This window comes from Achromobacter sp. JD-1 (assembly GCF_038594925.1).
Lineage (GTDB): Bacteria > Pseudomonadota > Gammaproteobacteria > Burkholderiales > Burkholderiaceae_B > Achromobacter > Achromobacter spanius_C.
The window spans coordinates 524,488-546,165 of the sequence record NZ_JBCGCS010000001.1 but is presented as its reverse complement, the minus strand read 5'-3'; the positions used below and the strand labels follow the sequence as shown (position 1 = coordinate 546,165).

General features: G+C 64.0%; 20 protein-coding genes, 2 tRNA genes and 1 pseudogene. 9 read left to right on the top strand and 14 right to left on the bottom strand.

The features are described from left to right. The first annotated feature begins 50 nt into the window (after positions 1 to 50). The gene (locus tag WBR68_RS02540) at positions 51 to 842 is read left to right on the top strand and encodes a tyrosine-protein phosphatase (protein WP_230693446.1); all 792 of its coding nucleotides are present in this window, start codon (positions 51 to 53) and stop codon (positions 840 to 842) included. A 47-nt stretch (positions 843 to 889) separates the two neighbouring features. On the opposite strand, the gene WBR68_RS02535 is transcribed toward WBR68_RS02540, so the two are convergent. From WBR68_RS02535 to WBR68_RS02510, 6 genes are read right to left on the bottom strand one after another with little or no spacing between them, the layout of a single operon-like run. After that, a complete protein-coding gene (locus WBR68_RS02535) occupies positions 890 to 1,123 on the bottom strand; it encodes a hypothetical protein (protein ID WP_050449641.1) in 234 nt (77 codons plus the stop codon). Between the two features lie 60 nt (positions 1,124 to 1,183). Next, on the bottom strand, positions 1,184 to 2,560 hold the full coding sequence (locus WBR68_RS02530; protein WP_127183698.1) for a hypothetical protein: 1,377 nt from the start codon (positions 2,558 to 2,560) through the stop codon (positions 1,184 to 1,186). Next, entirely contained in the window at positions 2,475 to 3,941 is a 1,467-nt protein-coding gene (locus WBR68_RS02525) for a DUF6844 domain-containing protein (RefSeq protein ID WP_230693445.1), read from the bottom strand. The genes WBR68_RS02530 and WBR68_RS02525 overlap by 86 nt, the downstream gene beginning before the upstream one ends. Positions 3,942 to 3,952: 11 nt before the next feature. Next, positions 3,953 to 4,573 carry a penicillin-binding protein activator LpoB gene (locus WBR68_RS02520; RefSeq protein ID WP_164741221.1) on the bottom strand — a complete coding sequence of 207 codons (621 nt, stop codon included), beginning with the start codon at positions 4,571 to 4,573 and terminating at the stop codon, positions 3,953 to 3,955. A gap of 13 nt (positions 4,574 to 4,586) precedes the next feature. Then, positions 4,587 to 5,015: a hypothetical protein gene (locus WBR68_RS02515; RefSeq protein WP_230693444.1), complete on the bottom strand. Its 429-nt coding sequence runs from the start codon at positions 5,013 to 5,015 to the stop codon at positions 4,587 to 4,589. Between the two features lies 1 nt (position 5,016). Next, complete coding sequence (locus tag WBR68_RS02510; protein ID WP_050449622.1) at positions 5,017 to 6,402, bottom strand: hypothetical protein; 1,386 nt, start codon at positions 6,400 to 6,402, stop codon at positions 5,017 to 5,019. Positions 6,403 to 6,687: 285 nt separating this feature from the next. Between WBR68_RS02510 and WBR68_RS02505 the strand changes: the two are divergent. The 5 genes and pseudogenes from WBR68_RS02505 to WBR68_RS02485 form a co-directional block, all read left to right on the top strand. Continuing rightward, positions 6,688 to 6,792: pseudogene (locus WBR68_RS02505) on the top strand (ATP-binding protein); the annotation flags it as partial. Positions 6,793 to 6,942: 150 nt separating this feature from the next. Next, positions 6,943 to 8,061, top strand: a complete 1,119-nt coding sequence (locus WBR68_RS02500) for a porin (protein ID WP_230693443.1) — start codon at positions 6,943 to 6,945, stop codon at positions 8,059 to 8,061. Continuing rightward, the gene (locus WBR68_RS02495) at positions 8,058 to 8,768 is read left to right on the top strand and encodes an ABC transporter ATP-binding protein (RefSeq protein ID WP_230693442.1); all 711 of its coding nucleotides are present in this window, start codon (positions 8,058 to 8,060) and stop codon (positions 8,766 to 8,768) included. Before WBR68_RS02500 ends, WBR68_RS02495 begins: the two co-directional genes overlap by 4 nt. 42 nt (positions 8,769 to 8,810) lie before the next feature. Further along, positions 8,811 to 9,746: an ABC transporter substrate-binding protein gene (locus tag WBR68_RS02490; protein WP_198158229.1), complete on the top strand. Its 936-nt coding sequence runs from the start codon at positions 8,811 to 8,813 to the stop codon at positions 9,744 to 9,746. A gap of 40 nt (positions 9,747 to 9,786) precedes the next feature. Continuing rightward, on the top strand, positions 9,787 to 11,442 hold the full coding sequence (locus WBR68_RS02485) for an ABC transporter permease (RefSeq protein ID WP_230693441.1): 1,656 nt from the start codon (positions 9,787 to 9,789) through the stop codon (positions 11,440 to 11,442). Positions 11,443 to 11,630: 188 nt separating this feature from the next. On the opposite strand, the gene WBR68_RS02480 is transcribed toward WBR68_RS02485, so the two are convergent. The 4 genes from WBR68_RS02480 to WBR68_RS02465 form a co-directional block, all read right to left on the bottom strand. Next, positions 11,631 to 11,715 (bottom strand) — tRNA-Leu (locus WBR68_RS02480). 161 nt (positions 11,716 to 11,876) lie between these two features. Beyond that, on the bottom strand, positions 11,877 to 12,350 hold the full coding sequence (gene secG / locus WBR68_RS02475; RefSeq protein WP_230693440.1) for a preprotein translocase subunit SecG: 474 nt from the start codon (positions 12,348 to 12,350) through the stop codon (positions 11,877 to 11,879). A 21-nt stretch (positions 12,351 to 12,371) separates the two neighbouring features. Further along, the gene (tpiA, locus tag WBR68_RS02470) at positions 12,372 to 13,118 is read right to left on the bottom strand and encodes a triose-phosphate isomerase (protein WP_050449616.1); all 747 of its coding nucleotides are present in this window, start codon (positions 13,116 to 13,118) and stop codon (positions 12,372 to 12,374) included. 130 nt (positions 13,119 to 13,248) lie between these two features. Further along, positions 13,249 to 14,226 (bottom strand): NAD(P)H-quinone oxidoreductase, encoded by a 978-nt coding sequence (locus tag WBR68_RS02465; protein WP_050449615.1) that lies wholly within the window; start codon positions 14,224 to 14,226, stop codon positions 13,249 to 13,251. A gap of 142 nt (positions 14,227 to 14,368) precedes the next feature. Here WBR68_RS02465 and WBR68_RS02460 point away from each other — a divergent pair. Continuing rightward, positions 14,369 to 14,456 (top strand) — tRNA-Ser (locus tag WBR68_RS02460). 59 nt (positions 14,457 to 14,515) lie between these two features. Here the strand turns inward: WBR68_RS02460 and WBR68_RS02455 are convergent. The 4 genes from WBR68_RS02455 to WBR68_RS02440 all read right to left on the bottom strand — a co-directional run bounded on the left by WBR68_RS02455 (position 14,516) and on the right by WBR68_RS02440 (position 18,809). After that, positions 14,516 to 15,442, bottom strand: coding sequence for a hydroxymethylglutaryl-CoA lyase (locus tag WBR68_RS02455; RefSeq protein WP_127183694.1), 927 nt, complete (start codon positions 15,440 to 15,442; stop codon positions 14,516 to 14,518). A 28-nt stretch (positions 15,443 to 15,470) separates the two neighbouring features. Then, entirely contained in the window at positions 15,471 to 16,430 is a 960-nt protein-coding gene (locus WBR68_RS02450; protein WP_230693439.1) for a Bug family tripartite tricarboxylate transporter substrate binding protein, read from the bottom strand. 72 nt (positions 16,431 to 16,502) lie between these two features. Then, on the bottom strand, positions 16,503 to 17,711 hold the full coding sequence (locus WBR68_RS02445) for a CaiB/BaiF CoA transferase family protein (RefSeq protein WP_083447545.1): 1,209 nt from the start codon (positions 17,709 to 17,711) through the stop codon (positions 16,503 to 16,505). Positions 17,712 to 17,888: 177 nt separating this feature from the next. After that, the gene (locus tag WBR68_RS02440; protein WP_230693438.1) at positions 17,889 to 18,809 is read right to left on the bottom strand and encodes a LysR family transcriptional regulator; all 921 of its coding nucleotides are present in this window, start codon (positions 18,807 to 18,809) and stop codon (positions 17,889 to 17,891) included. 296 nt (positions 18,810 to 19,105) lie between these two features. Between WBR68_RS02440 and WBR68_RS02435 the strand changes: the two genes are divergently transcribed. After that, positions 19,106 to 20,041, top strand: a complete 936-nt coding sequence (locus tag WBR68_RS02435) for an RDD family protein (protein ID WP_230693437.1) — start codon at positions 19,106 to 19,108, stop codon at positions 20,039 to 20,041. A gap of 77 nt (positions 20,042 to 20,118) precedes the next feature. Next, the gene (locus WBR68_RS02430; RefSeq protein ID WP_230693436.1) at positions 20,119 to 21,654 is read left to right on the top strand and encodes a tetratricopeptide repeat protein; all 1,536 of its coding nucleotides are present in this window, start codon (positions 20,119 to 20,121) and stop codon (positions 21,652 to 21,654) included. The last annotated feature ends 24 nt before the right edge of the window (positions 21,655 to 21,678 follow it).

Here is a 21,678-nt window from a genome sequence, read left to right as displayed (position 1 = left end):
TCGGATGGCGGTGATACGATCGTTCCGACTCAATCTTGCCCCAGGTCGCCATGCCCACAGCCAAGCCGCACACGGAAAGCTTTGTCGCCACACAGGCCGCGCTCCAACGCCGCCTGCCCCTTGAAAAGGTCCACAATGCGCGCGACCTTGGCGGGCTGACCGGCATTGACGGGCGGCGCTTGCGCACGGGCAAGCTCTTTCGCAGCGGCAACCCGGGCCGGGCCAGCGCCGCCGATCTGGACCGGCTGGGCGCGTTAGGCCTGGAAGTAGTCATCGACTTTCGCGCTGAGCCTGAAAAAGCCCAGGACGAAGCGCACTTCGGCAAGCGCTTTCACTGGATTGCGTCGCCCGTGCTGGACGGCAATATGGCCATGGCCGTGTTGTTGCCACGCCTGCGCGAAGCCACGCAAGGCTTCAGCACCACCATGATGGTGGAGATCTATCGCGAATTTCCCTCGCGCTACCAGAAGCCGTTCGGGGGCTTCCTGAAAACGGCGATGACTGGCAAGACCCTGCTGTTTCACTGCACCGCCGGCAAGGACCGCACCGGCTTCGCGTCGCTGCTGCTGTTGTCGGCCCTAGGCGTGGCGCATGACGACATCGTGTCGAACTACCTGGAATCGAATCACTGCAACGCCCGATTCTTCCAGGACATCCTGGCCAAATCCACCGCGCAAGGCGTCACGGAAGACGTGATGATGCCTCTGCTGGAGGTTGCGCCCGCCTACCTGGACGCCTCGGTGCAGGCGATCAAGCAGGAATTCGGCGGCATGGACCGCTACCTGAGGGATGTGTTGCAGATAGACGTGGACGCCTTGCGGAGCCACTATCTGGAGAGCTGAACCGCGCGCGGCCCATGGCAGGGTCAATCGTTGGATCAATCACCGGATCAATCGCCCGAACTGCGGCGCAAGCGGTCGGACGATTCCTGATTGAGGCGTTTTGCTTCCTCTTCCGCGTAGTCCTCTTCGCCGGGATCGTAAGACCCTTCGTGCATGCAACTGCTGCGGTACCACTGACACTCGCTACTGCGGGAATCTCCAAGTCCAACTAAAGAACACCCCGAACCCATCGCGACAAGCGCCAGCGCCGCGCCGCAACGGGCCAATGATTGAATCGACATTTGCTCGCCTACGTTGAAAAGACAAGGGTCTTTATACCAGCCCCTTGTCCCCATGGCGGCTCAATTGTTTAGAAACACATTCGCGCGATCAGGCGCCGCAGGCTTGCTTGTTGCCGCCGCTGCCCGCTTGGGCGCGGCCTTTGGAGCCGCCGCGACAGGAGGCTTTTTATCCGTCTTGCGCACGATGTAATTAGCGCCTTCGGTCAGCGTACCGGATGCCATTTTCAGGAAGGAAAACTTGGGTTTGACTTCCGTGACCCTGCCCAGCCCCACTTCGGTTTCCATGGCGCCCAACGATTCCCCGCTTTGGGGATCACGCAGATCTTCGCCTACCTGGAATACCGCATAGGTCTCGCCCGCAGAGATACCGCCTTCGCCCCGATTGATGATGGCTGTGTCGCCCATCACCTTGATCACTTGCATCGGATAGATCGCATCAACCATGCGGCTGACCAGCTTGTCCGCTGCCCCACCGATCAACTTTTGCAGCGTGTCGGCGCCGACACTGGTGGCCCCCGGATAGGTGCCACCGAATTTTTGCGATCCCGACCATTTGATTTTTCGGGAAGAGAACTCGATCACTTGCAATTGCAGCGTCCCGCTGGCGGCGCTATTGACCAGGACTTCGCCTGTCATCACGATCGTTTCACGGCGGTTGTTGCTGACGTTCAAGCTTTGCAACTGCGCCACCACCAGGTAGTCGGCGCCGCTCGCCTGCGACAGTCGCGCCACTTCGGGGTTGGCCGCGGCGTCCCCCAGGATGAATTCCTTCTCATCCTGGAAGAGCTTGTCGTTTTCTCGGTTCAGCACATCGAAACGACGCGTGCCAACCAGGGATTCGCCGACGGTTTGGATCAACGGCTGACGAAATTGCTTGCTGTTGCTGACCACCACCACGCTGCGCCGATTGCTGTCGGCCCCCAGACGTTCGTACTTGGCGTAGCGCAGCGTAACGCTGGCTTCCCAGCCCTGCCCGGGATTCTGAACCACGTTGTTGACGTCGTAGCCCAGTATCGGCGCGTTCTGCGGGGTATTGAGCGTCTGGCGGATATTCTTGTTCAAAGCACTGACGACAACAGAATGGTCTTCGTTATCCACAGACGCATCGACCGACATGTTCTGGGTTACGAATTGCGCGGACAGGCGCACGCCAAACGCCTGCCCCGCCGCGTTGACCAGCGCCGATTGAATGGCGTCGTCGCGGCTCATGCCCTGACCGTCCGCCGTTACGGAAGCTTCAGTTACCTGCGCCCTGGCAAACGAACCCAGACTCAGGCAAAGAATCAAGGAAAGGGTCAAAAATGAAAGAACGGCTCTCATGGGGTGGTCCTGTAGCGAGGGTTGGCGGCCGTCAAAAGTCATTCTTGCTATTGATGGGCTTCGACGTCCGGGCCTGGTCGCCGGCCGAGGCCTTCGCGGCGCCTTGTTGCAGTCCATTGGCTTTGCCGCGCGCCTGCGCATCAATGGCGTTGGCATTGTCAAGCTGGCCGTAAGTCCAGCCGACCACGGTGCCAACGTGTTCCACCCCATTGGCATCCTGAGCGCTCCAGCGCTTCACGATGGTGGTGCCGCGCAGCTCCCCGTTCGCCGTCGCCGTACCTGCCCGTGAGAACTTCTGAATGGTGTCGGCAATCTGTTCCTTGATCTGCTGGCTCTCGCCTGCCCGGCCGGCATCGATCTCGGTGATCTTGCTGGCCCACTCTTCATTGGTGTCGCCGACGTCCGTATTCTCGGAAATCTGAATATTGTTGTTGGTGAACGCGACGATGTTCGCCTCGGCCAGAGACTGGGCGATGCGCTGGGCGGTCTGCTGAGCCCGAATCGCGCGTGACGCGCTCCAACTGGGGTCCATCGGAACCGACGTGCGGCCATAGGACAACAGCATGGGCCGGCCAGCCTCATCGTAGGTAAACCGCAGGCCGATCTCGTTCAGGTATCCCTTTTCGTTCGCCGGCAAGATGTCCTTGAGCAGCTTGGGATCGCCCTTCACCAACGAGGGACGCTTGCGTACGATGTCCTGCGCAAACTGCCGGGTTTTCTCGGACTGCACCGCAACCACCGCAACCACCATGGTCTTTTTGCCATTCGCTGTTTGCGGGAAGATGCGCGTCTGAACCGGCACCAGCCCTTGCATATTTTGATATGCGGACTTCAATACGCTCTTGTTCAAATTGTCTTTGTAGAGGTTCTTCTTCTGCTCCACCGACATCTTCTGGATATCTGCCGGCGGGACCCCTTCCTTGACCAATTCGTTGTCGAGCTTCTTGTCGAGCAGCGTCAGGCTTTTGTCCAGCAGCGCTTCCAGACGTCCACCGCCGGCCTTGACCGCCTCGTCCACTTCGACAGGATCGAAAGCGTCCTTGTTGCTGGACTGATCCTCGAAGTGCGTGAGTATCGTCTTGGCCTTCAAGCGGCCGTAGTTTGCCAGGATGTAATCGGCTTGCATGTCGAACATCGCGCGTTCGTAGGCCAGCGCCAGTTGCGTGCCGTAGTGCGGATCAGCCGCGCTGTCGCTCGATATCGGCGCCCAGCCTGCATAAAACACGCGCCCATCCTGAGCCTCGCCCATGGTCTGGCCGAACTGCGTTTCGAACTCGGAGATCCAGTCGGCATAGCTCTGAACGGGCTCATCACCCATGGCATTTGCCCCGGTTGCCTTGTCCAGAAGCGCTTCCGAGGCCTGAGCGGGCACGGGCGCAGGCGCCGGTACGGCTTGCGTGCCGGCGGCCGGCTGCGCTTGAGCTTGAGCCATTGCAGTGTGCATCGGAGCTGCTGCAAGCAGAGACAAGGCCAAAACGATCGGTGTGAATTTGCACATGTCCGCGCCCCTTACCAAGCAAAGTTCTGATTGGGCCCCAGCTTTTCGATGGGAATCAGGGATTGGAATATTTCCAGGCCGGTATCACGTTCAACCACGCGGAAATCAAATTCATATTCAAGTTGTTGCTGCTTTTGCGCACCGTCGACGACCGTGCGCTGGCGGATGCCGCCCAGCATTTCCAGATCGGAGGCGACGACCGTGCCGTTACGAGCCACGGTCTTCTGGTTGAACATTTTGGATTTGCTCAGTTGGCGGGAATTCTTGACGTAGTCGGTACGCTCGGTGCCCGTCGCACCCGTGAAGATGAACTGCCCGGTCTTGGTCAGGGCGATCTTCATGCGCGACGTCATGCTGGCCGTGTCGATGCGGAACGTCGTGTCGTTGACCACCTCGCCCATCTGCACCACCCAGCGCCCGCCCCCGGGCTTCTTCGAATAAGGCGATTCAAGGAATTCCTGAACGGCTTTCTTGGACGCGAACTCGAAATCGGTGCTCTGCAGACCGAAGGACACCAGGCCCGGCTGGCCGGTACGGCTGAGATCCCCATTGGGGTTGCTGGAGACCACCGCCATATTCTGGCAACCGGCCAGGGACATGGCCAAGACGGCGATGAGAGATATTTTTTTCATGGATTCTTGATATTCAGTTTTCAACGTAGATACGCACAAAGGCGCGCGTGGCTTGTGGGGCCATGGCCGTGGACTGGATAAGTTCCTGTCGTTGCGGGTCCAGCGCCAGGCCATCAAGGACCTGGGCGCCATTGGCGATGCGACGACCGCAATCGTCAAACCATTGGACGGTGTAGCGAACCCGCAGAATGGTGCCGAACGGCTTGGGGTTCCGCGCGTTGCGTATTGAGAACTGCACGGCCTTCATGCCATTGGGCAGGTCGATCAACGTGACGCCCTCGACCACGGCGCCTTCGCGACTGGCATCGTCCTGGACTTGCAAGGCGGATTCAGGCGCCAGGGTCATGTCGCACATGACCACACGGGATGGCGCCTGCGCTGCCGATACGCCAGCCAGGCCCATCAGCAAGGCGCTGGCGCAAACGCTGTATCGATATTTCATGTCACATGCCGCGGGCGACTTGCACCGTCGCCACGCCTTGGGCAACCGGTTGCTGGGCCGGCAGGGGCTGCACGTAGACAGCGGGTTTTCCCAAGGTGCCGGAGGCTTTGACCAACACCAGCGTGCTGACGTCTTCCTGCAAGGGAATCTGGGCAATGGGCGCGCCCTGCACGCCGCCCGTCAGCGTCAGGAGACCGTCTTTCGGACGGTCGACCACGACCATTTGCAGCGTATCGGGCAAATTGGCCCAGGCGCGAACATCGGCCTTGGTCAAGGCGTACTGGGCCGCGCCGGTGCCAAGTTTCAACAGGCCGCCAAGCAGGGGGTCCATCTTCTGCTTGTCGATTTGATTATTGACGCCCGCCTGCGCGGCGGTCTTGACGACGGTGGAAATCACCGCCTTGGCCACGACACCCTTGTAGCCCGCATCAAATTCCAGCCCGGCCACTTCATTGAGGTCGGTCAGGACGGCGGTTTCCTGTTGTGTCTTGCCGGAGCCTACCCGCAGGCTGCCATACGCGGCTTGCCCGCGCACAAATTGCGGCAAAGCCATACCGGTATAGGTGACCTTGTCGCTGACGATGAACAAGGGAAGATCAATCCGGAATTCCTTGAAGCTGGGGCCCACACCGTCCTCGTAGAGAATGATGGCCTTGTTTTTCAAGAGGCCCTTGCCGCGCCGCAGTTCGTGGCCAAGATAGGCCAGAACGGCATTGCCGCCACGCGTGGCGCTCGCAGCATTGGCGCTTTTCAGCATGTCTTTCGACAGGTTCAACCGTTTGTCCGACACCGACGACGACGTCGCGCGGAACACGGCGCTCATCGCATCACCCGCCGACAACCGGATCTTTGCCGCGACCAGGCCGCTGGGCAGGTCCTTGACGCCGTCCGCGATTTTGGGGCCTACCTCGCCCAGGCTTTTCTTGGAGGCTTCACCGTTCTCGTCGGCCAGGTCCGACTTCACCGACGCGTTGACCGAGTCCGCATAGGCCTTGAGCTGGCTCGCAGCATTGCCCTGCCGAACTTGCAGGCGATTGAAATCGACCCGTGCGTTCGCCTCATCGCCCAGCATCAGGTGGTTGATGGCCTGGTAGTAGTCAATCAGGGCACCCTGATAAATCTTGCCCTGGTAGGCGCCAAAGGCGCCGCTGGTCAGGGTCGTGCCGACTAGATTGGCAACCTCGGCTGGCGTGTCAACCGTGTCTTCCTTCCAGTTCAGTTGGCTGGCGGCCGCATTAAAGGCGTCACGGCTCAGCGCCCACATCCCGGCATCGTTGAACGCCTTGCCCGCCTCTAGCGCGTCCAAGAGGCTCGCTGGGTCATAGGTGGGTTGCCCCTTGGCATCCAGGTAAAGCGCCGCATAAGCCTGATAGTCAGAAGCCGCCAAATGGGTTCTCGCGTCCTTCTCGGCAACTGTCCGCGTTCCCGCACAGCCCGCCAGCACGACAACACTTAGACACAACAACCCACTTCGAACCCACCCTTTGCAGCGCATTATGTTTTTCCTTTTATCCGGATATATACTTGGTTACATAATTCGGGCGGAATAGTAACACGCTGTTATTTATAGCCACAGATTTTCGTACTTCGTAATCAGTTTCCAGCATCGGCCTTTCCCCATTGCCGAGCTTCATTGCTGCCTTGATGCCCAAGCCCGATGCCAATACTGCCGTTGCTCGATCGCCTGCTGCATCACGCTCATATCGTGCAGATCGCCGGGGACAGCTATCGGCTCAAGGACAAACGCAAAGCGGGAAATATCAAGATCAGAAACTAGGTTGTTTTGATGCCGGGGTGGGTCAGGTTTACTCCGACGGCGACCTTCCCGCGCCACGGGAACTGTCGCAACGATTGGCCGTGTCATCGACGTGTAGCAACCCGCCCCTAGAGTGTCGATTCCGATTGAATCCCAAAGAGGACTTCCGTTATGAAATCGACACTCCGCATTGCGGCGGCTGGCGCCTGCCTGTCCGCTTTCTTCCTGGCAGCGCCCCCCGCGCTCGCCGCCACCGCCACCTCGGTCCAGCTTTACGGCTTGATCGACACCGGCCTTCAGTACCTCAACAACGGTCCCGCCGGCAACAGCAAGACGGGCATGAGCGCAGGCAACCTGAACGGTTCGCGCTGGGGCCTGAAGGGCGCCGAGAACCTGGGTGACGGCCTCTCGGCCATCTTCGTGCTTGAGAACGGCTTTAGCTCCAGCAACGGCACAGCGCTGCAGGGCGGACGCCTGTTCGGCCGCCAGGCCTACGTGGGCTTTTCCAGCAACACGTGGGGCCGGCTGACGCTGGGCCGCCACAACACGCTGATGATCGACTGGATGAGCAAGTACAACCCGTTCGGCAACGCCAACTTCTCGATCAAGCGGCCCGACGCCGCATTCTCGGACCGTACCGACAACGCCGTCATGTACGTCGGCAAGCTCGGCCCCGTCTCTATCGGCGGTTACTACAGCTCCGGCTGGAACAACGAACAATCATTTGAGGACAGCAAGCTCGGACGCATGGTGGGCGGTGGCCTGCGCTACAAGTCGGGCGGCCTGGACGCAGCGTTGCTTTACCATGCCAAGAACGCCGACAAGCCAAAAGCGGGCGCCAACAGCGGCAATCGTGAAGACCGCGTCGTCGCGGGCCTGTCGTACGACTTTGACGGCGTCAAGCTTTACGCCGGCTACCGCTGGCTCGACCAGAAGCTCACACAGCGCAGCTACAAGAACAACATGACGTGGCTGGGCGTCAGCTACAAGCCGCAGGGCAACTTGCGCCTGTCGGCCGCCGTCTACCATCTGAACGATTCGGTGTGCGACGACATGAACAACGCCGTCTGCCCCGCCGCGCAGGCTGCCGGCACGGGCCAGAAGTCGACCATGTTCGTGCTTGGCAACGAATACGACCTGTCCAAGCGCACCACGCTGTACGCCATGGCGGCCTACGCCGTCAATGACGACAAGTCCTCCTTGAGCGCGATCGGCGGCAAGTATGGCGCGAACGTCGAACCGGGCAAGAACCAGTTCGGCCTCAACGTCGGCATGCGGCATCGGTTTTGAACGCGCCCGCCTCCAACGCCGGCGGCACAGCGATTGCCGTGCGCGGCCTACGGCACGCATTCAACGGCCATACGGTGCTGGACGGAGTGGACCTGGACGTGCCCGCGGGCACGGTCCTGGCGCTGCTCGGCCCCTCCGGTTGCGGCAAGAGCACCCTGCTCAAGGCGCTGGCCGGCCTGCTGCGGCCGCAGCACGGCGACATCAGGTTCGGTGGCGCCGTGGTCAGCAAGGGCGGCCACCACGAGCCGCCCGAGCGCCGCGACCTGGGCATGGTGTTCCAGGACTACGCCCTCTGGCCGCACATGAGCGTGGCGCAGAACGTGGGCTTTCCGCTCGAGATGCGGGGCGTCGCACGCAAGACGCGCCCCACGCTCGTGCGCGACGCCCTCGCCATGGTCGGCCTGCATGAATATGCCGAGCGCCGGCCCGCCGACCTTTCCGGCGGCCAGCAGCAGCGCGTGGCGCTGGCGCGCGCCGTCGTCGCACGACCCCGCGTGCTGCTGTTCGACGAACCCCTCTCCAACCTGGACCGGACGCTGCGCGAAACGCTGTGCGTCGAGATCGGCGCACTGCTGCGTCGGCTCGGCACGACCGCCGTCTACGTCACCCACGACCACGAGGAAGCCCATGCGCTGGCGCACACGATCGCCCGCATGGAAAGCGGCCGCATCGCCGAACTCGTGGCAGTCAACAAGGACTCTGCTTAAATGTCATACGCACCTTTTTCCCAACTACTCGCTACGCTTCTCATGACGCTTTCTATCGGATTGGCCTCGGGCCAGGCCAAGGCGCTGACCGTCTATACCGCCGGACCGGGCGGCCTTATCAAGCAATTGGCGGCCGGCTTCCAGGACAAGACCGGCATCAAGGTTGATGTATTCCAGGCCACCACGGGCAAGGTCATGGCGCGCCTGGAGGCCGAAGCGGCCAACCCGCGCGCCGACGTGTTGATCTCCGCATCGTGGGACACCGCCCATGACCTGGACCAGCGCGGCTGGCTGATGGCTTATGAAAGCCCGAACGCCGCCCAGGTGCCAGCACGCTTCAAGGCGCCCAGCTATGTCGCGCAAGGTATTTCGGCGCTGGGCATTGTCTGGAACACAAGCAGCGGCACGCCGGAGCCGCGCGACTGGGCCGACCTGACCGGCCCCAGTTTCAAGCAGGCGGTCACCATGCCGGACCCGGCCCTGTCGGGTGCGTCGCTCGACCTGCTGTTGGGCCTGCAGAACGCCCAGGGCGAGGCCGCGTGGAAGCTCTTCGAAAAGCTGCGCGACAACGGCATGACCATCTCCGGCCCCAACGCCCAGGCATTGACGCCCGTGCTGCAAGGCGCCAAGGCGGCGGTGTTCGGCGCGGTGGATTATGTCTCGTACGCCAGTGTGGCCAAGGGTGAGTCGGTGAAGGTCATCTTCCCGTCCAGCGGCACCGCCATCGCCCCGCGTCCCATGATGATCCTGAAGACGGCGCGCCAAGCCGACGAGGCGCGCAAGTTCGTGGATTACGTGCTGTCCGAAGAAGGCCAGCGCGCTGTGGCGGATGCCTGGCTGATGCCTGCGCGCCAGGACGTCGCAGCCAAGCGGCCGGTGTTCAAGGATCTGGCCTTACTGCCTGAGGCAGCAGCCGAATCCGGCGCCAGCCGGGCCGACGTGCTGACCCGCTTCGGCCGCGTCTTCGGCCAACACTGACAGGCCGGGGTGCCGGCCGGTCCGGCATCCGATCCCATCCATGAAAAGCATCTATCTCCTGGCGGCCACCACCCTGGCCGCACTGGCGGTGCTCGTCGCATTGCCCATGGCGTTTGTGACGCTGCAAGCCGTCTTTCCCCATCTGGCAGAAGGCTCGCTGCGCGATCCGTTCGGCGCCTGGCCCAACACGCTGGGCAATCCCGCGACGCTGGGCCTGGTCGGCGGGACCCTGAAGCTGGGCGTGGGCGTCGCCACCGTAAGCGCGGCCATCGGCATTCCGCTCGGTGCGCTGCGCGGGCTGTTCCGCGTGCCGCTGGCGCGCTTGTGGGACCTGTTGTTCCTGGTGCCCTTCCTGCTCCCGCCTTATATAGCGGCCTTGTCGTGGACGATGGCGCTGCAGCCTCGCGGCTATCTTGAACAGTTGACGGGCTTCAACCTGGGTCCGCTGCTGTTCTCGCCAACGGGCGTGACCTTGGCCATGGGCCTGGCGATCTTTCCCGTCGTGTACTTCGCCGTCTCGCGCAGCATGGCGGCCACCGGAGCACGGATGGCGGACGTGGCGCGCGTGTTCGGCGCCGGACCCTGGCGCGCCTTCCTGCGCGTCACGCTGCCGCTGGCGCTGCCCGCCATCGCAGCCAGCCTGCTGCTTGCCTTCACGCTCGCCATCGAGGAATACGGCGTCCCCGCGGCGCTCGGCGCGCAGTCGGGCGTCGCCGTGCTCACCACCGCCATCGAACGCCGGCTAGCCGACTGGCCAATCGACCTGCCCGGCGCCTCGCTGCTGTCGCTGGTGCTGGTGGCGCTGGCCATGACCGCCTATGCCGTGCAACGCGCCGCGCTGGCGGGGCGCGGCTTCGAAACCACGACCGGCAAGCCCGCGCCACTGGCGCGCGGCGAACTGGGCCCATGGCGCGCGCTGGTGCTGCTGCTGTTCAGCGCCGTAGCGCTGATTGCGGTGGCCGCGCCGCTGGCCTCGATGCTGGCCGCCGCGCTGACGCGCAACGTGTCGGGTGGGCTGTCGGCCGGCAACCTGACGCTGGCCAACTTCGCCGCGCTATTTGATGCCCGTGGCGAAGCGTGGGAGGCCCTGTCCACCAGCATGTCGCTGGCGAGCGGGACGGCCTTGCTTGCGGGTGCCGTGGGGTTGCTGGCGGCCTGGTGCGTCGCGGGGCGTCACGTGCGCGGGGCCGCGCTTATCGACACGCTGGCCATGTTGCCCGCCGCATTGCCTGGCGTGGTGGTCGGCGTCGGCCTGATCCTTGCGTGGAATCAGCCGTTCTGGCCGGTAACTCCGTACGGCACCTGGGCCATCCTGCTGCTGTCCTATACCTGCCTGCTCCTGCCCTACCCTGTGCGCTATGTCGGCGCGGCATTGGCACAGATCGGCGCCAACCTGGAGGCGGCGGCGCGCGTCCACGGGGCCAGCGCGGCGTTGGCGCTGCGGCGCATCGTCCTGCCGCTGGTGCTGCCCGGCTTGGCGGCGTCGATGCTGATGGTGTTCGCCGTCGCGTCGCGCGAGCTAGTGACGTCGCTGCTGCTGGCGCCCGCCGGAGTGCAGACCGTATCGATCTTCGTCTGGCGGCAGTTCGAGCAGGGATCGGTGGGAGAAGGCATGGCGATGGCGGCGGTGGCCGTCGCAGTCAGCCTGACGCTGATGCTGGCGGCTGCGGGCCTCAGCCGCCGCCAGGAACGCTAACCTCGTCAACTCCCTGAACCCCGTCACCCCCTCAACCCCTCAACCCCTCAACCCCTCAACCCCTCAACCCCTCAACCCGCTCGTCAAGCAAGGCAGCGGGCAAGAGCGAACGACAAAAAGCCCGTAAGATTTTGATTCTTACGGGCTTTTTAGCTTTCTTACTTCCAGGGCAGCCCTGGACAAATTCTTGGTGCCGACGGCGAGACTCGAACTCGCACAGCTTTCGCCACTACCCCCTCAAGATAGCGTGTCTACCAATTTCACCACGTCGGCTTTCACCAGTTTTCTTGGCTTCCCCGTAGGCAAGGCCAGAAAGTCGAGCATTCTAGCATGGAATTTGTTGGCGCCGGAAGCCTGCTAGCAATGCGCAGCGATCTGGCCTGCGCAAAAAAAAGCCGGCGTTTGCTCGCCGGCCTTTTTGGGCATGCCCTGACTTACTTGGCGGGCGTTTCAGCCGGCTTTTCAGCGGCAGCCGGTGCGGCCGGGGCCGACGGCACCGACGCGTCGGACTTGGCCGGCGCGGCAGGCGCAGCCGGAACCGAAGCCGCGCCAGGCACCGACGAGCTACCTGCGCCCGGTGCGGCGGGGGCTGCGCCCGGCACTTGCGGCACGGAGCGGTCGGCCGGGAAGTTCTGCATCACGCCCGAATCAACGGCGGGGCCGCTGGTGCCCTTGTGGCTGACATAGGCCAGGCCGGCGGTGGACGCGAAGAAGACCACGGCGGCCCACTTGGTGGCGCGCGACAGGAAGTTGGCGGCGCCGGTGGCACCGAACAGGCTGCCGGACGAGCCGCTACCGAAAGCGGACCCCATGTCGGCGCCCTTGCCCTGCTGCAGCAGGACCAGAACGATGATAGCCAGCGCCGATATCACTTGGACGGCCAGCAAAAGTTTAAGCATCAAGGGCATTACAGACTCCGGAACGGAAACTTAGATGGCGGCAATACGCAAAAATTCTTCAGCCACTAGCGACGCGCCGCCGACCAGGGCCCCGTCGATATCAGTCATGGCGAACAAACTGGCGGCGTTGGCAGCTTTTACGCTGCCGCCGTATAAAACTTGAACCTGCGCCGCGCCCAGCGTGCGCAAGGCGGCGCGGATGGCGCCATGAACTTCCTGCGCTTGCTCGGGGCTGGCGGTACGGCCGGTGCCGATGGCCCAGACGGGTTCGTAGGCCAGCACCATGCGCGACACGGCTTCCGCGCCCAGCGCCAACACCGGCTTCAATTGGCGTTCAATGACGGCCAACGTGTTGCCGGCTTCGCGATCAGCCAGCGATTCACCCACGCAGACCACCGGGGTCAGGCCAGCGGCCAGCGCGGCTTGCGCCTTGGCAGCCACGATTTCGTCGGTTTCACCGTGCAGCACGCGGCGCTCGGAGTGGCCGGCCAATGCCCAGCGGCAACCAAATTCTTTCAACATGGCGCCGGACACTTCACCGGTGTAGGCGCCTTTTTCGTGTGCGCTGACGTCTTGCGCGCCCCAGGACACGCTGCTTCCGGTCAGGGCCGAGCCGGCTTGCGCCAGATAGGGAAACGGAACACAGATACCGATCTCGCAGTGGCTCGCGGCGTCCGCGGCGCGCAGCTCGGTCAGCAACGCGGCGTTCTCGGCCAGGTTGCCGTGCATCTTCCAGTTGCCCAGCACAAGGCGGGCGCGGTTTTCGACTGAAGTCATGGCAAGGTGTCAGAGTGGGTGAGTCCCGGGGGGATGATGCAACCGCGCACGGGACTGCCTGGAAAAAATTCCAGGCGAAACCCGAGATTGTATCCTGTTGCGCGGCGATACGCCGAACGCCGCGCGATTCTTACATCGTCAGGATGATTTTGCCGATGTTTTCACCGCCTTCCATCATGGCGTGAGCCTTGGAGGCCTCGGCCAGCGGGAAGGTGGCGTGCACAATCGGCTTGATGGCCCCTTTTTCCAACAAGGGCCAGGCCTGCTCGCGCAGGGCGCGCGCGATGGCGCCCTTGAAGGCGACCGGACGGGGACGCAAGGTGGATCCCGTAATGGTCAGGCGGCGACGCATCACCTGCGAGGTGTCCACGTCGGCGCGCGAACCGCCCAACTGGGCAATGATGACGATACGGCCGTCATCGGCCAGGCACTGCATGTCGCGCGCGATGTAGTCGCCCGCCACCATGTCCAGGATGACGTCCACGCCGCTACCGTCGGTGGCGTCCATGACTTCCTTCACGAAATCCTGGGTTTTGTAGTTGATGCCCTTTTCGGCGCCCAGCGCTTCGACGGCGCGGGCCCGGTCATCGCTGCCGACGGTGGCATAGACTTTATTGCCCATCGCGCGCGCCAGTTGGATCGCCGTAGTGCCGATGCCGCTTGCGCCGCCATGCACCAGCAGGATCTCGCCTTCGGACAGGCGGCCGCGATCGAACACATTGCTCCAGACCGTGAAGTAGGTTTCGGGCAAACCGGCCGCTTCAATGTCGGACAAGCCTTTGGGGATGGGCAGGCATTGCGCGACGGGGGCAACGCAGTACTCGGCGTAACCGCCGCCGGCCACCAAGGCGCAGACCTTGTCGCCGATGGCGAAGCCGCTGTCGGCCACGTCACCACCGACGATTTCGCCAGCCACTTCCAGGCCCGGCAGATCGGACACGCCGCGCGGCGGCGCGTAGTTGCCCTTGCGCTGGAACACGTCGGGGCGGTTGATGCCGGCGGCGCTGACTTTGATCAGAACTTCACCCGCGCCAGGCTCGGGCGTGGGACGTTCTACGGGGACCAGGACCTCGGGGCCGCCGGGGCGGGAGATTTCTACAGCATGCATCGCGTGCCTCCTTTGCAGCAAATAGATTATTATTGCGCCCTTTACGGCATCTCGCGTTTTGGTTTTGGCAGAATGTTTGCCTGACGGCCGAATCGCCCCACAGCCGTAACGCCGCCGCCTGACCCGCGGCACAGCATCATCCGGAAGCGTGGCAGAGTGGTCGATTGCACCGGTCTTGAAAACCGGCAACGGGCAACCGTTCGTGAGTTCGAATCTCACCGCTTCCGCCAGACCCTCGATGGCAGCCGACACGCCCTGACGGCGCGGCTGCCCTCCCCGAATTCCCACACTACCCCGGCATACCGGCCCGAAATGTCTTCGGAATGCCTGCCGCCGCCACGCCGCTGCGTAGCGCTTCCTGTGGCAGGGCCTGCGCCAGCAATGCGCGCGCGGCCAATAGCCGAGGCAAGTCCACGCCCGTGCGGTAGCCCATGCTTTCCAGCATGAACACCAGATCTTCCGTCACGATGTTGCCGGACGCCCCCGGCGCGAACGGGCAACCGCCCAGCCCGCCCAGGCAGGCGTCGAACGCGCGGATGCCCTCGTCCAGCCCGGCCAGCGCATTGGCCAGCCCCAACCCCATCGTGTCGTGCAGGTGCAGTTTGCTCAGCCGCGCGCCCACTGCGTCCTGGGTGGCGCGCACGACCTGGCGAACTTGCGCGGGGTGCGCGTAGCCCACCGTGTCGGCCAATGCAATTTCGTCAACGCCCGTGCGCGCCACGGCGGCGGCCACGTCGGCCACCCGACGAACGGGCACGGGGCCTTCCAGCGAGCAGCCAAACGCGGTGGCGACCGCCGCGTCGATCCGCATGGGGCGCGGCTGCGCGCGCACCCAGTCCACGATGGACGCCATCATCTCCACCTGCGCATCCGTGCCCTTGCCCACATTGGCGCGACTGTGCGTGTCGCTGACCGAAATGGGAAACGCCACCACGTGCGCGCCGGCCTCGTAAGCGGCGATGGCGCCTTTCAAGTTGCATGCCAGCGCGCAGACGGTCAGCCCATCAATCCCAAGGGTATCGGGCAACACGCTGCCCGTATCGGCCATCTGCGGCACCAACCTTGGCGACACGAAGCTGCCCACCTCGATTTCACGCAGGCCGGCCGCGGCCAGTTGGCCAATCCACCGCAGCTTGTCGGCAGTGGCCATCATGCCCCGCGCCATCTGCAGCCCATCGCGCGGACCCACTTCGCAAATTCTGACTTCCTGGCTCATAGGCCACCCCTTGTCGATACCCCTGCGTTCATTGCTGGACCACGATGCCCGCGCTCTTGATCGTCTGCTTGGCTTTGCCTATATCTGACTGAATCAGCGAGGCGAATTGCGCGCTGGAAACGGGATCTGTTTCCAAGCCCTGCGCGGCCAGCGCCTCACGCACTTCTTTCTTGGCCAACAGCTTGTTGAAATCGGCGTTCAGGCGCTGGACGATGTCCTTGGGCGTCTTGCTTGGCGCCAGCACGCCGTAATAAGTCACCACGCTGAAATCCTTGTAGCCAAGTTCGGCTACGGTGGGCACGTTGGGCAGCGCGGCATTACGCTTGGGCGAAGTCACCGCCAGCGCACGGACCTTGCCCGATTTGATCAACGCGGCCGCCGACGAAATCGACGATCCCGCAAACTGCAGATGCCCGCCCATCAGGTCCGCCAACGCTGGCGCCGAGCCCTTGTAGGGCACGTGCTGCATCTTGAAGCCGGCTTCGTGCTGCAACATTTCCATGGCGATGTGCACACCGCCCCCGGTGCCCGACGTACCGTAGGAAATCTGGTTGGGCGCTTTCTTTGCGGCTTCGATTACGTCAGGCAGCGTCTTGTAGGGCGAGGCCTGCGACACCAGCAGCACCATCGGGGTGGTGGCCACCAGCGCCACCGGCGTCAGGTCCCGGATGGGGTCATAGGCCACTTTCATCAGCAGCGGAATCAGCGTGACGTTGTCCGACTGGCCGATCACCAGGTCATAGCCTTGCGCCGGTGCGCGGGCCGCCTCGGCCAGACCCAATGCCGTGCCCGCGCCGGGCTTGTTTTCGGGCACGACCGTCCAACCATTCAATTCGTGCAACTGGGTGCTCATCAGGCGACCGATGTAGTCGGTGCCCCCGCCTGGGGTGGACGGGATGATGATGCGGATGGGTTTGCTGGGATAGGTTTCGGCTTGGGCCGTGCAGGCCACGGCCAGTAGCGTCAGCGCGACGAATTTGCGGATCATGTTGTCTCCTCTTTGATGGATGTCTTGGCGGTCTGACGCCGCCTCGACAGGGTTCCGGGCACTACGGCCCGGTCATGCAATCACGCCGGCGGCGCGCAGGGCGTCGATGCGCGCCGCGTCCAGCCCCAGCCCCTGCAAGATGGCGTGCGTATGGCCGCCCTGCTCAGGCGGATCCATGCGTTTGCCGGCCTTGCGACCGTCGAATTCAAGCGGCAGCGCCGCGGCCGATATCTCGGCGCCATCGGGAAGCCGCGTCTTCAGCAACGCGCCGCCAGCGGTCAAATGGGCGTCATCAAGCAGGTCGTGGGGCTGGCGGATCGGGCCGTAAGACAGGTTGGCCGCTTCCAGCGCGGCGCACAGATCGTCCGTCTTCCAGGATTTCAATATTTCACCCACACCCGGCACCAGCCAGGAGCGCGCGGCTTCGCGGTCAACCGCCGTGGCCAGGCGCGGGTCGGCGGCCCATTCGGGCGGCAGGAATTTCTGTGCGAAGTTGCGCCATTGCGCGTCGCCCACCACCGCCACGAACACGCGGCCATCGGCGGTTTCGAACACGTCGTACACGCCCCATGGCGGCTTGCGCTCGGCGCCCATGGGTTTGGGCGCGGTGCCGGTCAACTGATACTGCGCGATGAACTGGGCGACCAGCAGAAGATTGTTTTCAAACAAGCCGGATCGCACGTGGCGACCGCGCCCCGTGGCGTGGCGATCGTGCAGCGCGGCCAAGGCGCCCACCACGCCGAACGTGCCGCCCAGGATGTCGTTGACCGACGCGGCCACCCGCTGTGGTGTGTCGGCGCCGCCGTTGATGTAGGCCAGGCCGCCCATCATCTGCACCACTTCATCCAGCGCCGTCCGGTGCTTGTAAGGCCCGGAAAGAAAGCCCTTGAGCGACACGTAGATCAGCCTGGGGTTTTCGGCCGACAGCGATTCATAGTCCAGCCCGTACTGCGCCAGGCTGCCGTCGCGGAAGTTCTCCACCACCATGTCGGTTTGCAGCGCAAGTTTGCGCACCAGCTCCTGGCCTTGTGCCGACTTCAGGTCAATCGCCAAGCTTTGCTTGTTACGGTTGAACACCGGAAAGTAGCCGCTGCCCGAGCCCTTCAGCCGACGCGTGCGATCGCCGTCTATCGGTTCCACCTTGATCACGTCGGCGCCCAGGTCGGCCAGGGACAAGCCCGCGGCCGGTCCCATGATCATGTGCGACAGTTCCAGCACTTTGATGCCGCGCAACGGCAATTCAGCGCTGTCCATGAAGGGTGAAGGCGGTGCTGCGCTCATCGGGATGTCCTTGTTGGCCGGTGAAGATGCAAGCATGATCGCGGGCGTCGGCGCATCGCGGGTAGCGGTCTTTCAGCACCGGGGCATTCTCGTTTCGGAACGTCCGGGTATGCCCCTAAGCAGGTAGGCCCCTGATCAGGTAGGCCCCTAAGCAGCTAGGCCCGGGCCTGCTCACCTTCAGCCCAACGGCAGCACACCCAGATGCGCCAGCAAGGTTCGCGCGGCAGGCGCCAGTGCATCCGGGTCCCGCACGGCGATGCTCAAGGGCGTGCTGGACCACGGCCCCGTCAGCGGAATGAAGCGGATATCCAGATGAGTGTGGCGCGCCTTAAGGTACAGCGGCACCACCGCCACGCCCATGCCGCGCGCGACCAAAGTGCAGATCGTCTCGTGCCCGCTGACACGAGCGCTGATGCGCCGTGTCACGCCCATGGCTTGCGCGGTTTGCTCGAACACGCTGCTGATGCCGTTGTCACGGTTCAGTTCGATCTGTTCGAAAGGCAGCAACTGCGCATAATCCAGCGTCTCGCGCTGGGCCAGCACGTGCTGGCCCGGCACCACAGCGGCCAGTTCGCAATGCCCGTAGGGAAACACCTGCAAGCCGTCATGCCCGAAGTCCGACCCCGCCGCCACGTCCGCCAGCCCTTCCAGCACGGCGCGAAAGGCGGCTTGCGTCGTGTCTTCTTGCAGCAGGATGTCGATCTCGGGGTGTGCCCGGCGAAACGATTGGATCTGTGCGGGCAAGTCACCCGACAAGGCCGCCACGCTGACCGCCAGGCGCACGCGCCCGCGCACACCGCTCGCAAATCTCGCCATCTCGCGGTGCATCTGTTCCACGTCCTGCAACAGCCGACGCACATGCGTGGCCAGCGCGTTGCCGGCCGGCGTGGCCTGCACGCCCTTGACGCCGCGCTCAAGCAGCGGCACGCCAAACGCTTCCTCCATTTCCGACATGCGCTTGCTGACCGCCGACGGCACGATGTTCTCGCGCGCGGCGGCTCGCGCCAGGCTGCCTTCTTCCAGGGCAGATAAGAACAAGCGCAGCGAGATGGGATCAATATCGCGGGCGTGGCTTGAGGGGGCTTGGGCGGGCTTCATGGCCGAGAGTGTCCCGCGTTGTTCGTCGGCGCGGTGATTCGGGTTTTCCCTAGCGCAAGACTTGAGTATCATCCGCGCTCCGGTCGTTGTTGTACGGCCCCGGCATCACCAGGATCCCTGTTTCCATGCAATGCCCCCGCTGCAATTGGCAAAACCCCGCCTCCAATACGCAATGCTTCAGTTGCCAGGCGCCCTTGCCCGTCCCCGCCGCGCCTGCGCCCGGCAAACCAAAAAACAAACCATCAAAAGCCCCCGCGTCCAAGGCCCCAGCCCAGTCCGCTCATAACAACGCACAGGTGTTTCCCAACATCTGGGCCCGGCTGGGCGCAAGCGCCATCGACGCCATCGTCATGGCGGTGGGGATGATCGTCTTGATCATGGCCGCCCAACTGACCTACGAAGGCCTGACCGGCAACAAACCGCCCTTTTTGATTGCCTTTGCCGCCGGCTTGATCGGCTGGTTCCTGCCCGCTTTCATGGATGCCTGGGGTAACGGTTCGCCGGGCAAGCGTGTATTGAAGCAGCGGGTGGTCAATCGCAAGGGCCAGGCTCCGGGCCTGCTTCGCTCTCTGTGGCGCCATAGCCTGAAGTACACGGTGAACCTGCTGCTGCCCGGCCTGTTCCACCATTTGCAGCAGATGATCTTTGGCGAACGGGCCATGCACAACGCCTTGGCGGGCACGCACGTGGTCACGCGCGATGCGAACCCGCGCGCGATGCACGCAGCTGTCGCCCGGGCCCCCTCGGTCACCGGCGCGGGCAAGTTCCTGTTTGCCGTGTTCGGCATTTTGGCGCTGGTCGTGGTGGGCATCGTGATTGGCGTCAACGCCACCGGCGATAGCAACAGCGACAACCCGCTACACGCGGATATCAACCGCCTGGACCTGGTATCCGACCCCGTGCGCCGGCTCGCGGAAAACCACTATCGGCGCACGCAGAAATTTCCGGCCAGCCTGGACGACCTGGGCATCAGCGCGCAGTCGCTGGAAAGCAGCGGCTTTTCGAAGGTAGAGATGAACCCCGTCAACGGCGTCTTGCGCTTCACGATTGCCGGCACGCCCAGTGCCGACGGCGCCCCCAGTCTGGCGGGCAAGCATCTGGTCTACGTGCCGGAACTGCGCGCCGAACGCAAGGGCGGCGGCGTGCGGCGGTGGCAATGTGGCAGCGACGACATCCCCGCCAGCGACCGCACCTACTCTTGCCGCCACGACGCCAGCGCCTTCGCGCGATAAGCCGCCTTGATCGGGTCAGCATTTCCTGCCATTGCGCGCCCGGTAAAAGATAAACCCCCCACGACGGAACCCCACGCATGTCCGCCTTGATCGAAGCCATCCAGCGCGCCGAAGACGGCAGCGACCTGCCGAAGATGCTGTCCCTGTGCGAACAGGCCGTGCGCGAAGCGCCCGGATCCGCCACCGTCTGGGCCTTGCGCGCGCGCTGCCACGCCCAACGCAAGGCCTACGCCCAACGTGACGCCGACGTGGCCCGCGCCTTGTCGCTGGACCCGCAATGCAGCGACGCCATCGCCGTACAGGCCGTGGTGCGCTACGACGAAGGCGACGAACAGGAAGCCTGGCGCGCCTTGCGCGACGCCCGCCAACGCGCGCCGTCCCACTATGGCTTGCTGATGGCCGAAGCCTACCTGCTGATCAACGATCGCCGGCTGGATGACGCCATCGCCAGTTGGACCCGAGCCGCTCAGATCCGCTCGGCCGCCGCCGCACCGCATTGCTATATCGGTTCAAACCTGCACAACGCCGGCCGCTACGCGGATGCCCTGCTCTACCACCAGCGCGCCGTCGCCCTGGCGCCCAACAATGGCGGCTTTCTGTACGACGCCGGCAACAACTACCGGCGCCTGGGCGACCTGAACAACGCCATCGCCATGTTCGACCGCGCCCGCGCCATCCTGGGCGAAGAGAACGCCATCCAGCACAACCGCGCGTCCTGCCTGCAAGCCATGGGGCGCGACGCCGACGCCGTGGAAGAATGGACCAGCCTGCTGCGGCGCGAACCCGACTGGGACTGGCCGCTGGAAGGCAAGGCGCGCTCGCTGCACCGGCTGGGTCGCGCGGACGAAGCCGTGCCCCTGTGGCGCCATCTGGATGCGCTGTCCGACACCGGCTGGGAAGGCCGCAAGGAACAAGCCCGCGAATACGTGCGCGGCGGCAAACCGGAGCTGGCCGAACAGGCGCTGCTGGGCCTGGACCCGCTTGATAGCGGCGACGCCCAGTTGCTGTTCGTGGCGGGTAACGCCCAGCGCGACCAGCGCAACTGGGAAGCCGCGCTGGCGTACTACCTGAAAGGCTATGAACTCGCGCCCGGCGACGATTTCCTGCCCGGCAACGCGGCTGACATGCTGAACTACCTGGAACGCCACGACGAAGCGCTGCCGCTGGCGGAAGTGGCCATCTCGTTGGACCCCGACTGGCTGAAATGGCGCCGCGTCCGCATTGAAGCGCTGACGCACCTGGACCGCGCCGACGAGGCCGTGGCCTATGCCGACACTGCCCTGGAACGCTGGTCCGACAGCGGCCCGCTTCACGCCGAACGCATCAATGCACTGATCGCCGCCAAGCGCCATGACGAAGGGCTGGCGGCCTGCGACCGCCTGCTGGCGCTGGACCCCGACTATCGCAGCTGGGCGCTGTTTGCGCGTGGCAGGATCTACGGCCAGATGAAGCGCCACGCCGAATCCGCCGTGGCCTACCGCCAGGCTTCCGCGTCCTACCAGCAAAACGGCAAACCCTATTTTCAAGAGCTGTCGATGAAGAACGCGCTGGAAGCGGAAGCGGCCGCCGCCAAACCCGCCGGCTTTCTTGGCCGGCTGTTCGGCCGCAAGTAGCGAAGGCGCGCACGGCGGGATGTT

Excerpts from the sequence above, each read along its gene's own strand:
- WBR68_RS02540 (WP_230693446.1), top strand. The coding sequence starts at position 51 with ATGCCCACAGCCAAGCCGCACACGGAAAGCTTTGTCGCCACACAGGCC.
- WBR68_RS02535 (WP_050449641.1), bottom strand. The coding sequence starts at position 1,123 with ATGTCGATTCAATCATTGGCCCGTTGCGGCGCGGCGCTGGCGCTTGTC.
- WBR68_RS02530 (WP_127183698.1), bottom strand. The coding sequence starts at position 2,560 with ATGGACTGCAACAAGGCGCCGCGAAGGCCTCGGCCGGCGACCAGGCCC.
- WBR68_RS02525 (WP_230693445.1), bottom strand. The coding sequence starts at position 3,941 with ATGTGCAAATTCACACCGATCGTTTTGGCCTTGTCTCTGCTTGCAGCA.
- WBR68_RS02520 (WP_164741221.1), bottom strand. The coding sequence starts at position 4,573 with ATGAAAAAAATATCTCTCATCGCCGTCTTGGCCATGTCCCTGGCCGGT.
- WBR68_RS02515 (WP_230693444.1), bottom strand. The coding sequence starts at position 5,015 with ATGAAATATCGATACAGCGTTTGCGCCAGCGCCTTGCTGATGGGCCTG.
- WBR68_RS02500 (WP_230693443.1), top strand. The coding sequence starts at position 6,943 with ATGAAATCGACACTCCGCATTGCGGCGGCTGGCGCCTGCCTGTCCGCT.
- WBR68_RS02490 (WP_198158229.1), top strand. The coding sequence starts at position 8,811 with ATGACGCTTTCTATCGGATTGGCCTCGGGCCAGGCCAAGGCGCTGACC.
- WBR68_RS02485 (WP_230693441.1), top strand. The coding sequence starts at position 9,787 with ATGAAAAGCATCTATCTCCTGGCGGCCACCACCCTGGCCGCACTGGCG.
- secG (WP_230693440.1), bottom strand. The coding sequence starts at position 12,350 with ATGCCCTTGATGCTTAAACTTTTGCTGGCCGTCCAAGTGATATCGGCG.
- tpiA (WP_050449616.1), bottom strand. The coding sequence starts at position 13,118 with ATGACTTCAGTCGAAAACCGCGCCCGCCTTGTGCTGGGCAACTGGAAG.
- WBR68_RS02465 (WP_050449615.1), bottom strand. The coding sequence starts at position 14,226 with ATGCATGCTGTAGAAATCTCCCGCCCCGGCGGCCCCGAGGTCCTGGTC.
- WBR68_RS02455 (WP_127183694.1), bottom strand. The coding sequence starts at position 15,442 with ATGAGCCAGGAAGTCAGAATTTGCGAAGTGGGTCCGCGCGATGGGCTG.
- WBR68_RS02450 (WP_230693439.1), bottom strand. The coding sequence starts at position 16,430 with ATGATCCGCAAATTCGTCGCGCTGACGCTACTGGCCGTGGCCTGCACG.
- WBR68_RS02445 (WP_083447545.1), bottom strand. The coding sequence starts at position 17,711 with ATGAGCGCAGCACCGCCTTCACCCTTCATGGACAGCGCTGAATTGCCG.
- WBR68_RS02440 (WP_230693438.1), bottom strand. The coding sequence starts at position 18,809 with ATGAAGCCCGCCCAAGCCCCCTCAAGCCACGCCCGCGATATTGATCCC.
- WBR68_RS02430 (WP_230693436.1), top strand. The coding sequence starts at position 20,119 with ATGTCCGCCTTGATCGAAGCCATCCAGCGCGCCGAAGACGGCAGCGAC.